12 protein-coding genes and 1 tRNA gene are annotated in these 12,360 nt (G+C 36.9%); all 13 read right to left on the bottom strand.

The window, feature by feature from the left end; all coding sequences use genetic code 11:
• Positions 1–22: 22 nt before the first annotated feature.
• Complete coding sequence (rpsG, locus tag ABIN61_05145) at positions 23–490, bottom strand: 30S ribosomal protein S7 (GenBank protein MEO0293591.1); 468 nt, start codon at positions 488–490, stop codon at positions 23–25.
• Positions 487–897, bottom strand: coding sequence for a 30S ribosomal protein S12 (rpsL, locus tag ABIN61_05150; protein ID MEO0293592.1), 411 nt, complete (start codon positions 895–897; stop codon positions 487–489). The genes rpsG and rpsL overlap by 4 nt, the downstream gene beginning before the upstream one ends.
• A gap of 11 nt (positions 898–908) precedes the next feature.
• Positions 909–4,949 carry a DNA-directed RNA polymerase subunit beta' gene (rpoC, locus tag ABIN61_05155; protein MEO0293593.1) on the bottom strand — a complete coding sequence of 1,347 codons (4,041 nt, stop codon included), beginning with the start codon at positions 4,947–4,949 and terminating at the stop codon, positions 909–911.
• Positions 4,946–8,866: a DNA-directed RNA polymerase subunit beta gene (rpoB, locus tag ABIN61_05160; GenBank protein MEO0293594.1), complete on the bottom strand. Its 3,921-nt coding sequence runs from the start codon at positions 8,864–8,866 to the stop codon at positions 4,946–4,948. The genes rpoC and rpoB overlap by 4 nt, the downstream gene beginning before the upstream one ends.
• A gap of 60 nt (positions 8,867–8,926) precedes the next feature.
• Positions 8,927–9,331 (bottom strand): 50S ribosomal protein L7/L12, encoded by a 405-nt coding sequence (rplL, locus tag ABIN61_05165; GenBank protein ID MEO0293595.1) that lies wholly within the window; start codon positions 9,329–9,331, stop codon positions 8,927–8,929.
• Positions 9,331–9,852 carry a 50S ribosomal protein L10 gene (gene rplJ / locus ABIN61_05170; protein ID MEO0293596.1) on the bottom strand — a complete coding sequence of 174 codons (522 nt, stop codon included), beginning with the start codon at positions 9,850–9,852 and terminating at the stop codon, positions 9,331–9,333. The genes rplL and rplJ overlap by 1 nt, the downstream gene beginning before the upstream one ends.
• Positions 9,843–10,568 carry a 50S ribosomal protein L1 gene (gene rplA, locus ABIN61_05175; protein MEO0293597.1) on the bottom strand — a complete coding sequence of 242 codons (726 nt, stop codon included), beginning with the start codon at positions 10,566–10,568 and terminating at the stop codon, positions 9,843–9,845. The genes rplJ and rplA overlap by 10 nt, the downstream gene beginning before the upstream one ends.
• Positions 10,565–10,999, bottom strand: coding sequence for a 50S ribosomal protein L11 (gene rplK / locus ABIN61_05180; protein MEO0293598.1), 435 nt, complete (start codon positions 10,997–10,999; stop codon positions 10,565–10,567). The genes rplA and rplK overlap by 4 nt, the downstream gene beginning before the upstream one ends.
• 15 nt (positions 11,000–11,014) lie before the next feature.
• Positions 11,015–11,569, bottom strand: a complete 555-nt coding sequence (gene nusG, locus ABIN61_05185; GenBank protein MEO0293599.1) for a transcription termination/antitermination protein NusG — start codon at positions 11,567–11,569, stop codon at positions 11,015–11,017.
• 1 nt (position 11,570) lies between these two features.
• On the bottom strand, positions 11,571–11,756 hold the full coding sequence (gene secE / locus ABIN61_05190; GenBank protein ID MEO0293600.1) for a preprotein translocase subunit SecE: 186 nt from the start codon (positions 11,754–11,756) through the stop codon (positions 11,571–11,573).
• A gap of 14 nt (positions 11,757–11,770) precedes the next feature.
• A tRNA-Trp gene (locus ABIN61_05195) sits at positions 11,771–11,844 on the bottom strand.
• Positions 11,843–11,986: a 50S ribosomal protein L33 gene (gene rpmG, locus ABIN61_05200; protein ID MEO0293601.1), complete on the bottom strand. Its 144-nt coding sequence runs from the start codon at positions 11,984–11,986 to the stop codon at positions 11,843–11,845. Before rpmG ends, ABIN61_05195 begins: the two co-directional genes overlap by 2 nt.
• 3 nt (positions 11,987–11,989) lie before the next feature.
• On the bottom strand, positions 11,990–12,360 hold a 371-nt coding region (gene tuf / locus ABIN61_05205), incomplete at its 5' end, for an elongation factor Tu (protein ID MEO0293602.1).

Raw genomic sequence — 12,360 nt, forward strand, 5'->3', positions numbered from 1 at the left:
TTTTATTTTATTGAAAAATAACCTACCAGCCGAAAAATGCAAAAGCCTTATTAGCTTCTGCCATCTTATGGGTTTCTTCTTTTTTCTTATAAGCTGCCCCTTCTTTTCTGGAAGCAGCAATAATTTCATTACAAAGTCTCTCTTCCATTCTGTATTCTTCCCTATTCCTCGCAGCTTCTATTATCCACTTAATAGCGAGAGAATTTTTCCTACTAGGTCTTACCTCAATCGGTATTTGATAGGTTTGCCCGCCAATTCTTCTCGGGCGAACTTCAACCATTGGTTTAACATTATTAATTGCTTGATTAAGAACATCAATGCCTTCTCTTCCTGTTCTTTCTGTAATAAGATCTATTGCTCTATAGAAGATTTTCTCCGCTATAGTTTTTTTCCCTTTTTTCATCAACTTATTTATAAACTTTGTCACCAATTCAGAATGGTACTTATAATCTGGAGGAACTTTCCTTTCTACAGCTCTTCTTCTTCTCATTTCTCCTCTCCTTTATCACCAGAACTAACTACACCACTTTTAGGCATTTTCGTTCCATAACAAGAGCGACTTCTTTTTCTATCCTCCACACCTGCTGCGTCATAAACCCCTCTTATTATATGATATCTCACTCCTGGTAAATCTTTAACTCTCCCCCCTCTAACCAAAACAATTGAATGTTCCTGAAGATTGTGTCCCTCTCCAGGTATATAAGCTGTAACAACCTTTCCATTAGACAACTTAACCCTAGCCACTTTACGCAATGCAGAATTAGGTTTCTTAGGAGTTGTTGTATAAACTCTCAAACAAACTCCCCTTTTCTGTGGACAGCCTCCAAGAGCTGGGGTTTTCGTTTTTTTCTTTATTTTTTTTCTTCCCAATCTTACTAATTGATTTATTGTAGGCATAAAAAAACCTCCTATGCTGTTTTTGCTTCTTCTGCTAATTCTTCTTTCTTATATTTAACTTCTATCTTCCTAAACTCTCTAAATCCTGTTCCAGCAGGAATCATTCCACCTATTATCACGTTTTCTTTCAAACCCTTAAGATAATCACTTTTACCTTCCAAAGCAGCATTCAAAAGCACTTTTGTAGTGTGTTGGAAAGAAGCTGCTGCTATAACAGAATCGTGAGAAAGTGAAGAATGGGTAATTCCAAGAAGAACGGGCTCAAAAATTGCGGGTTGTCCGCCTTCAGCAACAATCTTTTTGTTCACCTCTCTTACTTCCTTAGCATCCACCACCTGTCCCTCAAGGAAAGTAGTATCTCCACTTTCTACTATCCTAACTTTTCTAAACATCTGGCGAACAATTATCCCTATATGTTTATCGTCAATATTAACTCCTTGCATCCTATAAACTTCCTGAATTTCATTAAGTAAATACTGTTGAGCTGCAATTACACCTTTTACTCTAAGAATGTCATGAGGATCGACAAATCCCTCACACAATTTATCTCCAGCTTCCACTCTTTGTCCTTCATGAACCATAAAATACTTACCATAAGGAATGGTATATTTTCTTCTTTCTTTATCTGATTCAACAAATATAATCCTCTTACCCCTTGTTACTTTGCCGAAATGAACAATTCCATCAATTTCTGAGATAATAGCCTTATCCTTTGGGGACCTTGCTTCAACAAGAGCTTCTACTCTTGGAAGACCTCCTGTTATATCCTGGGTTCTGGCAATCTCTCTTGGCTTTTTAGCCAAAAGAGAACCAACATCAACCTTAGCACCATCCTCAACAAATAAATAAGAACCAGTTGGAATAGAATATTCAGCAACTTTCTTATTACCAGATATAATCTCAATTGTAGGTAGATACTTACTCTTTGAACCATAAACTAAAACTCTCTGACTCTTACCGGTTTCATCAACCATTTCCTTCAGAGTCACATCTTCTATAATATCTACAAATCTAACCACTCCAGCTTTCTCTGAAATTATCAAATTAGAATAAGGCTCATACTCAAATAAAATAGTCCCTTTTGTAACCTCTTGTCCATCTTTAACCTTAAGAATAGACCCATAAGGAATTCTATATCTTATCCTTCCTTCAGGATAGGTAAGATAAAGAGAAGAATTCCTGGAAAGAACAACAATAGGTTTCCCAGGTGCCTTATTATAAATTATATCTTTACCATACTCTACCTTTCCATCTCTTGGAGCCTTTTGATAATATTCAGCAGCCTCTCCTCCTGCAATTCCTCCAACGTGGAATGTCCTCAAAGTCAATTGAGTCCCAGGCTCTCCAATAGATTGAGCTGCGATTATTCCAACCGCTGTTCCAAGTTGAACCAATTCTCCTGTAGATAGATCTTTACCATAACACTTCTGACAAATCCCTGTTTCAGACTCACAAGTAAGAACAGAACGAATTTTAACTGATTCCACTCCTGCTTCTTCAATTTGTCTACCAATCTCCTCATCAATCCACTCTCCCGCAGGAACAATAATTTCTCCTGTTAAAGGATGGATTACATCATCAGCAGTATAAGAACCTTCTATTCTATCAAACAAAGACTCCACAACTTTTCCCCCTTCAACAAGAGCAGAAACATCTACTCCCATAACAGTTCCACAGTCTTCTTCTGTAATAACAACTCCTTGAGCCACATCAACAAGCCTTCTAGTTAAATATCCAGCTTCAGCGGTCTTTAACGCAGTATCCGTTAGTCCCTTCCTTGCTCCATGAGAAGAGATAAAGTATTCCATTTCATTCAATCCTTCTTTAAACGAATGTAAAATAGGAGTTTCTATTATTGCCTGGGTAGAAAGCTTTTTCTGTGGCTTCGCCATTAGACCCCTAAGACCACAGATTTGTCTTATTTGATCCATATTACCTCTTGCTCCAGAGGTGCTCATCATATAAATAGGATTAAATCCATCTTTATCTTGAGCAAGAGCTCTTTCCAATTCTCTTTCTATAACCTCTGTAGCCCAAGCCCAAGTATCAATAACTTTATTATATCTTTCCCCTTCAGTAATAATTCCCTGAACCTTATGCTGTCTCTCTGCTTCTTGAACTTTCTTTTGAGCTTCTTCAATTATTTTCTCCCTTCCCTCTGGAATAATCATATCTGTTACACCAAAAGTTAACCCAGACTTAGTGGCAAAATCAAATCCAAGTTTCTTAATCTCGTCAAGAAACTCAGCCGCTTTCTCCATACCAAGTTTTTTAACGCATTGTAAGACCAAATTTTTTAGCCCTTTACTTTCTAAGGTTTCATTAATCCACCTTAAAGGTTCGGGAACAATCTCATTAAAAATAACTCTACCTACTGTCGTCTCTATCCATTCTTCTTTATACCTCAATTTTATCCAATCATGAAGTCCAATTATTTTTTCCTCATAAGCACAGATCACCTCATCCATACTATCAAAATAGCCTTTTATTTTCTTTTCTCCCAAGCGAGTCTTTGTTAGATAATAAATACCTATAACAATGTCCTGAGTAGGAACCATCAAGGGAGTACCATTAGCTGGAGAAAGAATATTTCTGGAAGACAAAAGAAGGAAATAACTCTCCAACTGTGCATAAGGGGATAGAGGCACGTGAACAGCCATCTGATCTCCATCAAAATCTGCATTAAAAGGAGGACAAACCATAGGATGAATACGAATAGCATTCCCTTCCACAAGTTTTGGTAAGAAGGCTTGTATAGAAACCCTATGGAGAGTAGGAGCTCGGTTAAGAAGAATGGGATATCCTTCTACTACTTCTTCTAAAAGATCCCAAGCTCTTGGATCGTTAGCTTCCAAAACTTTCCTTGCTTGTCTTATTGAATCAACAATGCCCGCCTCTTCTAACTTTCTTATGAGGAAAGGCTTAAAGAGTTCTTTAGCCATTTTCTTTGGCAAACCGCATTCATAAAGCTTAAGAGTAGGATCCACTGTAATAACAGACCTACCAGAGTAATCAACTCTCTTACCTAAAAGATTTCTTCTAAATCTACCCTTCTTTCCTTTTATAGAGTCTGTTAAAGACTTAAGCGGTCTATTCCCTCTACCAGTAATAGCTCTACTTAATCTTGAATTATCAAAAAGTGCATCAACAGATTCCTGTAGCATCCTCATTTCATTCCTAAGTATTGTAGGAGGTGCATCTATCTCGATCAAATTTTTAAGCCTGTTATTTCTTGTGATTACTCTTCTATAAAGATCATTCACATCAGAGGTAGCAAAAATTCCTCCTTCAAGAGGAACAAGAGGTCTAACATCAGGAGGAATCACAGGTAAGACCCTGAGGACCATCCATTCTGGCTTATTTCCTGATTTCAGGAATGCTTCCACAATAGAAAGCTTTTGCAATAGTTTTTTCTTTATATGTTTTGAATCCGCTGTTTTTATTTCCTTCTTAAGTTCATCCGATAATTTTACAAGATCCAATTCTTTAAGAAGATCATAAATTGCCTCTCCACCCATCTTAGCAACAAAAGCCCCTTTATATTTTTCTTTAAGAGTTAAATAACTCTCATAAGAGATCACCTGCCCTTTTTTAAGAGGAGCGGTTCCTGGGTCTATCACTATATAAGACTCATAATAAAGAATTCTCTGCAATTGAAGTTTCTTCAACCCCAAAAGCGTTCCTATAATACTTGGATTAACCCTATAATACCAGATATGAACAACTGGGATTGCAAGTTCTATATGACCCATCCTTTCTCTTCTTACGCTTGACTTCGTAACTTCAACTTTACATCTTTCACATATATGCCCTTTATATTTTGGTCCTTTATATTTTCCGCAGTTACATTCATAATCTTTTACAGGACCAAAAATCCTTTCGCAGAACAATCCTCCTATCTCAGGTTTTTGAGTTCTATAATTTATTGTTTCTGCTTTTTTTACCTCTCCATAAGACCAAGATAAGATCTTTTCTGGAGAAGCAAGCGAAAATCTAATGAAGTCAAAGTGTTTGGGTAAACCATCTTTATATCTACCCTCATTAAACCTCATCTTTTTTCCTCCTCACCTTCCTTTAAAAGTTCAACATTCAAAGCTAAGCCTCTTAACTCTTTAACGAGAACATCAAAGGAAGTTGGCATCCCTGGTTCTGGTGGAGGTTCTCCCTTTACAATAGCTTCATAGGCTTTATTCCTACCCTCCACATCATCTGATTTAATTGTTAGCATTTCCTGCAAAGTGTATGCAGCGCCATATCCTTCTAAAGCCCAAACTTCCATTTCTCCAAATCTCTGTCCACCATATTGAGCTTTTCCACCAAGTGGTTGTTGAGTAATTAGGGAATAGGGTCCTGTAGCCCTAGCATGGTGTTTATCCTCCACCATATGATAGAGTTTCATCAAATAAATATAACCAACAGTCACCTTTTGATCAAAAGGCTCTCCTGTCCTACCATCATAAAGGACAACCTTTCCATCATCAGGAAGACCTGCTTCTTTAAGTAATTCTCTTATCTTCTCAATAGGAACTCCTTCAAAAATAGGGCTGGCAACCTTTATATTTAACTTTTGGGCAGCCCATCCAAGATGAGTCTCAAGAATCTGCCCTACATTCATCCTTGAAGGAACTCCCAAAGGATTAAGAACAACATCCACAGGAGTCCCATCCTCCATAAAAGGCATATCCTCTTCTGGAACAATTGCAGCTATCACTCCTTTATTACCATGTCGTCCTGAAAGCTTATCTCCTATTGAAAGCCTTCTTCTTTGTCCAATATAGACTTTTACCATTTTATTTACACCTGCTGGAAGTTCATCTCCTCTCTCTGCAATCTTAAGAGCATTTTCTTTCTGCTTTTCTACTTCTTCAATCAACTTATCAATCTTCTCAACAAATTTCTGAACTTCTGGATAAGAATTAAATTCCATTATCCCATCTACATTTTTAAAATGCTCTTCCTTAATTACTTCATTCTTCCTAACCAAAAGTTGTCTCTTCCCTTTACCTTTTTTTCTTAGAGGGGTAATATATATAGAATCCTTGGCTTTTTCTCCAACTAAAGCTCCAATTAAAAACTTTCTTTTTCTACTTTTCAATTCTTCTATTCTTTTCCCAAATTCTTCCATTACTTTTGTCACATTCGCCTTACGAGCATTTCTCTCCAAAACCACACTTCCAATAACCACTCCATAAACATCTGAAGGAACCCTTAAAGAAGTGTCTTTAACATCTTCGGCTTTCTTTCCAAAAATAGCTCTTAAGAGTTTTTCCTCAGGGGTAAGTTCTGTTTCCCCTTTTGGAGAAACTTTCCCTACCAAAATATCTCCCTCTTTAACTTCTGTTCCAATTCTCACAATACCTTCTTCATCTAAATTAGCTGTTCCTTCCTCAGAAACATTTGGGATTTCCCTTGTTGTTTCTTCAGGACCAAGCTTTGTATCTCTAACTTCACAAGTGTATTCTTCAATATGATAGGAAGAAAAAATATCTTCCTTTAATAACCTTTCGGAAACAACAATTGCGTCCTCATAATTCCATCCAAAATAAGGGAGAAAAGCGACAAGGACATTCTGCCCAAGGGCTAGTTCTCCATAAGAAGTTGCAGCCCCATCTGCAATAACTTCTCCCTTTTTAACTTTATCGCCTTTATTAACGATGGGAATCTGATTAACACAAGTATCCTGGTTAGTTCTCTCAAACTTCCTAAGAGTATAAATATCGTAAGGAGGTCCTTCTTTATCGTCCTTTGGTTTAATCCAAATTTCTTTAGCAGTCACTTTTTCTACAATTCCATCTCTTTTGGCAAGAACAACTGCTCCAGAATCCTTAGCTACCTTAGCCTCTACCCCTGTCCCAACAAGAGGAGCTTCTGGTTTTATAAGGGGCACTGCTTGACGTTGCATATTTGAACCCATAAGAGCTCTATTTACATCATCATGTTCCAAAAATGGGATTAAAGCAGAAGAAACAGAAACAAGCTGTTGAGGTAAAAGATCTACATAATCAACTTCTTCTCTTTTTACAAATGGATAACTATCTCTTTCCCTTGCTATAACATACTCGTCTAAGATTCTACCCTTTGAGTCTACCCTCAAATTAGCAGGAGCTATTGTATATTTATCTTCTTCGTTCACATCAAGATATTCAACTTCATTGGTCAAAACTCCATTTTTAACTCTTCTATAAGGTGTCTCTATAAAACCATCTTCATTCACCCTTGCAAGAGAAGCAAGTGAAGTGATAAGACCTATATTGGGTCCTTCTGGAGTCTCTATTGGACAAATTCGCCCATAATGGGAATAGTGAACATCTCTAACCGCAAAACCCGCCGTATCTCTTGTAAGACCACCAGGGCCGAGCGCTGACAAACGTCTTTTATTTGTGAGTTCAGCAAGAGGATTAGTTTGATCAAGAAATTGAGAAAGCTGTCCTGTTCCAAAGAAAGAATTAAGAACACTCTTAATTTGTCTTGAATGTATAAGCTCCTGAGGAGTTAACTCTCCACTTTCAGAAATTACCATCCTTTCCGCAACAGTTTTAGCCACCCTTCCCAAAGCGATTCTCATTTGATTTTCAAGTTGTTCTCCTACCGTTCTAATTCTCCTATTACCAAGGTGGTCTATATCATCCTCTTCTCTCTTTCCATCAGCAAGTTCTATTAATCCCTTAATCACATTTATAAAATCTTCCGTGCAAAGAGAAAGAATATTTTCATCAACATTTTGATTCAACTTTCTATTCAAAACGTGTCTTCCCACCTTAGATAGATTAAATCTAATAGGGTCAAAAAAAGAAGAAACAAAAAAGTCCTTCGCGACCCTCAAATTTGGAGCATCAGTTCCTCTCAAATAGTAATAAACTTCAAGAATTGCTTCCCTTCCATTTTTGGTTTTATCTTTCTTAAAAGAATTCAATATATAATCTACCGTCTTCTTCTCAACATCCTTTAAAACCTCAACCTCTTCTAAACCAAGCTTCTTAAACTCTTTAATGTGAGGTTCTTCTATCTTAGTTCCAGCTTCTAAAAAGACTTCCCCTGTATCTTTTGAAAAGAGATCCTTTGCGAGAACCTTATCAATAATTTTGTTGTTAACAGGAATCTTCTCAACCTCAAAGAAAAGAGGAAGGATCTTCTCTGCACTATTCCATCTACCTTCACAAGACTCAAGCTGTCTTTCAATCTCTCTTATTCTTTCTATATATTCTTTTTTATAACCTTTATCTCTAAGTAAATTCAAAAGTTCTCTTCTTTCTTTCTCAAGTTCTTTCACATCCTCAAGATATCCCAAAGCTTTAACAAGAATTGTAACAGGGAAATTTCTTCTTCCATTTAAATTAGCTTTTATTGCCTCAGTTAGTTTTATATTAAACTTTAACCATTGACCCCTATCAGGAATTATTTGTGCAGTGCATTTACTCCGAATTTCATCCACTTCCTCTTTTTCAAAATAAACACCAGGTGCCCTATGAAATTGAGAAACAATCACCCTTTCCACTCCATTTATTATAAAATCCCCCCTTTCAGTCATTAGCGGAAAATCTACAAGAAAAACATCTTGTTCAATAGACTGCTTAACCTCCCTATGAGGCTCAAACCCTTCTATTTCTTCCTCAAATTCAATCCTTTCAGGCTCTTCATATTCAATCAGCCTAAATCTGCCATAAAGAGGCGCCGAATAAGTAAGTTCTTTCTCCTTCGCCTGTTCTGGAGTATATTTTGGTTCTCCAAGATAGTAGTATAAATATTCCAATTTATATCTACCTTGGATATCTTCCACAGGGAAAACTTCCCTGAACACCCCCTCTAGACCCAAAGGTGGTCTATTCTGAGGTGTATGGTTATATCTTTGTAAAATAAAATTTTCAAAAGATTCTATCTGGACAGCCAAAAAATCAGGAGGAGAGAAATTCAGTTCTTCCAAATCAATAAGACTCCTCCCATTATGGAAAAATTTCCTTTTTGGAGTCAACTAGTTACCTCCTTTTTTAAACTTATCTAAAGAGTCTCTATTATTTATTCTCAAAAGCCTTTACTTAATCTCTACTTCGCCACCGGCTTTTTCAATAGTAGCTTTAATATTTTCCGCTACTTCCTTAGAGACTCCTTCCTTCAAAACTGAGGGAACCGATTCTACAAGTTCTTTTGCCTCTTTAAGTCCTAACGAAAGCAAAGACCTTACTTCTTTAATAACAGCAAGTTTACTGTTTCCAAAAGATTTCAGAATAACATTGTATTCAGCCTTTTCTTCCTTAGCCGGAGCTCCAGGCGCTTGTTCAGCAACACTCACAGCTTGAACTACTGGAGCAGCCACAGCAGAAACACCAAATTTTTCTTCCATTGCTTCTACAAGAGCGTTTAATTCTAAAATTGTCATACCTTCAATTAACTCTATTACCTTCTCAGCATTTTTGGATAATTTAGTCCCTTCTGACATTATTCCTCCTTTTGTTTTGCTACAAGAGATAAAACAGAAACAACCTTTCTTGGCACTCCCCTCAAAATAAAGACAAATCTATTAATAGGAGCACTCAAAGAAGAAACAATCTTCCTATAAAGTTCCTCTTTTGAGGGTATAGAAATAAGCTTACCAAAGACTTCATAATTAAAGAATTCCCCTTCAATTAATCCTCCATTAATCACAAGTTGCTCATTATCTTTTTTAAAGTTATAGAGAACCTTAAGAGGCTGAATGGGGTCTCCATAACAGAAAACCAAAGCTGTTGGTCCATTAATAAATTTCTCAATATTGTTTCCATCACCTTTCTCAGCGAATGCCTTTTTAATCAAAGTATTCTTAAACACCTTTAACTCTGCATTTTCCCTTTTAAGACTTCTTCTAAGCTTGTTAATTTGATCCGCTTTCATTCCCAAAAAGCTGGTAAAGCACAAAGACTTTGCCCTTTTTAATCTTTCGCTAATCTCTTTTATTAAAATTTCATTTTCCTTTAACCCCATTTTACTCCCCCAGCGATTATTTCTCTTCTTACATAATTAGGATCTATTTTAATTCCTGGTCCCATAGTTGTAGAAATACTTATAGATTTTAAATACTGTCCTTTTGCAGAAGGAGGCTTCAAACTCCAAACTTTATTCAGGAGCTCGATTAAGTTTTCATAAAGCTTACTTTCTTCAAAAGAAGCCTTTCCTATAGGAATATGAATAATTCCTCCCTGGTCTACCTTAAAATCAACTTTTCCTTGTTTAATTTCCTTCACTGCTTTCCCAACTTCCTTAGTCACCGTTCCACTTTTAGGTGTTGGCATTAAGCCTCTTGGACCAAGAATCTTCCCTAATTTTCCGATCTTAGGCATCATTTCAGGTATAGCAACAATTGCATCACATTCTAACCAACCTTTCTCTATTTTCTCTATAAATTCTTGCCCTCCAACCCAATCGGCGCCTGCTTCTTCAGCTTCATAAAGAGCCTCTCCCTCTGCAAAGACAAGAACCTTTTTTTCTTTTCCAATCCCGTGTGGGAAAAGGATTGAGCCACGAACCATTTGATCTGATTTCCTTGGATCCACACCAAGCCTTATAGCCACCTCTACAGTTTCATCAAATTTTGCGGAAGCCATCTTCTTAATAAGACTTATAGCTTCTTTAGGATCGTATCTTTTCCCTTTATCATAAGAAGCTATCAACTTTTTATATCTTTTACTTCTTCTCATTATTCACCTTCCTCGATCAACATTCCCATCGAACGGGCTGTTCCCTCTATAATCTTCACCACTTTATCAATATCATCGGTATTAAAACTGTCTAACTTTGCTTTTGCAATTTCCCTAAGTTGTTTTCTCGTAACAGTTGCAACTTTTTCCCTATTAGGTTCTTTAGAACCCTTAAGAATGCCAGCAGCCTTTTTCAACAAAAAAGAAGTTGGTGGGCTTTTCATTATAAAATCAAAAGAGTTGTCTTTATAAACAGTTATAACAACAGGAATCAAATCATCTCCTCTTCCTTTGCTTCTCTCATTAAATTGCTTACAAAACTCCATAATATTGATCCCGTATTGACCAAGGGCAGGCCCAACTGGCGGAGCAGGTGTAGCCTGGCCAGCCTGAATTAATAACCTCACCTGTGCTTTTACTTTATCTACTGCCATTTTCCCTCTCCTATATTATATTGGTTCAACCTGATTATAACTTAACTCAACGGGTGTAGCTCTACCAAAAACCGTAACCATCACAACCAACCTCTCTTTTTCTCTATTTAACTCTTTTATTGTGCCATTAAAATCCGTAAAAGGCCCATCAATTATCCTAACTGTTTGCCCTTCTAAGAATTTTGTATCACTTACTTCTTCAACCGTCCCCATCAGTTCTAAAATCTTTTCAGCCTCTTCATCAGTTATTGGTTGTGCAGATTTTCTACCTAAAAAACCCATTATCTTTGGAGACTCAGCTATAAGTTGCATAACAGCTTCACTTTCCACAGCATGAATTAAAATATAACCAGGGTAAAGACTCTTCTCTTTCTCCTTAATTTCTCCCTTACTATCCCTAACTTTAATAGTCCTCTCAGGAACAATGATCTTATCTATCAAACCCTCCATTTTTTTATTCTTACTTTGCTCTCTGAGATAATTACAGACCTGTCTTTCCTGTCCAGTGAAGACATGAATTATGAACCATTTATATTTATTTTTATCATTTCTGTTATTAATCTCTCCCATTTTATCTCACCAGGAAAATAAAAATTCTTGAAAATATAAAATCGAAAAACCATATAACAACGGTAAGGATAATTGAAAATACTATTACAATAAGAGTAGAAATCCTTACCTCTTTCAATTTAGGCCAGGAAACCTTATATAATTCCTGTTTCACCTCTTTCAAAAAACTCACCAATTTCTTAAACATATTTTTCCTCAAAACAGGCCTGGGAGGACTTGAACCCCCAACCTCCGGATTTGGAGTCCGATGCTCTAACCATTTGAGCTACAGGCCTATTTTTCTTTATGAAGCGTATGTTTTCTACATCGAGGGCAATACTTTTTAAGTTGCAATTTATCCTTCTTTGTCTTTGCCCTCTCTTTTGTATAATTCCTTCTATTACACTCACTGCAAACAAGCTGCACAATCGTCTGCACTCTTTACTCCTCAATTGCTGTTACAACACCAGCACCAACAGTTTTTCCACCTTCTCTTATAGCAAAACGAAGCTCCTTCTCCATAGCAACAGGATATATCAACTCTACATCCATCTCTACATGATCTCCAGGCATCGCCATCTCCCTGTCTTTAAACTTCTTTACCTCACCAGTTACATCGGTCGTCCTAAAATAAAACTGAGGACGATAACCAACCGTAAACGCAGTATGCCTACCACCCTCCTTCTCCTCTAATACATAAACCCTCGCACTGAACTTCTTGTGAGGCGTTATCGAACCAGGCTTGGCTAATACCATACCCCTCTCTACCTCCTCAGCCTTCGTCCCTCTTAATAAAACACCTATATTGTCCC

This window comes from candidate division WOR-3 bacterium, from assembly GCA_039804165.1.
Taxonomy (GTDB): Bacteria; Hydrothermota; UBA3072; order UBA3072; family UBA3072; genus JAFGHJ01.

What these genes read in the sequence shown, in the direction of transcription:
- secE (MEO0293600.1), bottom strand. Translation starts at nt 11,756, where the DNA reads ATGTTTAAGAAATTGGTGAGTTTTTTGAAAGAGGTGAAACAGGAATTA.
- rpoC (MEO0293593.1), bottom strand. Translation starts at nt 4,949, where the DNA reads ATGAGGTTTAATGAGGGTAGATATAAAGATGGTTTACCCAAACACTTT.
- rplJ (MEO0293596.1), bottom strand. Translation starts at nt 9,852, where the DNA reads ATGGGGTTAAAGGAAAATGAAATTTTAATAAAAGAGATTAGCGAAAGA.
- rpsL (MEO0293592.1), bottom strand. Translation starts at nt 897, where the DNA reads ATGCCTACAATAAATCAATTAGTAAGATTGGGAAGAAAAAAAATAAAG.
- rplK (MEO0293598.1), bottom strand. Translation starts at nt 10,999, where the DNA reads ATGGCAGTAGATAAAGTAAAAGCACAGGTGAGGTTATTAATTCAGGCT.
- rplL (MEO0293595.1), bottom strand. Translation starts at nt 9,331, where the DNA reads ATGTCAGAAGGGACTAAATTATCCAAAAATGCTGAGAAGGTAATAGAG.
- nusG (MEO0293599.1), bottom strand. Translation starts at nt 11,569, where the DNA reads ATGGGAGAGATTAATAACAGAAATGATAAAAATAAATATAAATGGTTC.
- rpsG (MEO0293591.1), bottom strand. Translation starts at nt 490, where the DNA reads ATGAGAAGAAGAAGAGCTGTAGAAAGGAAAGTTCCTCCAGATTATAAG.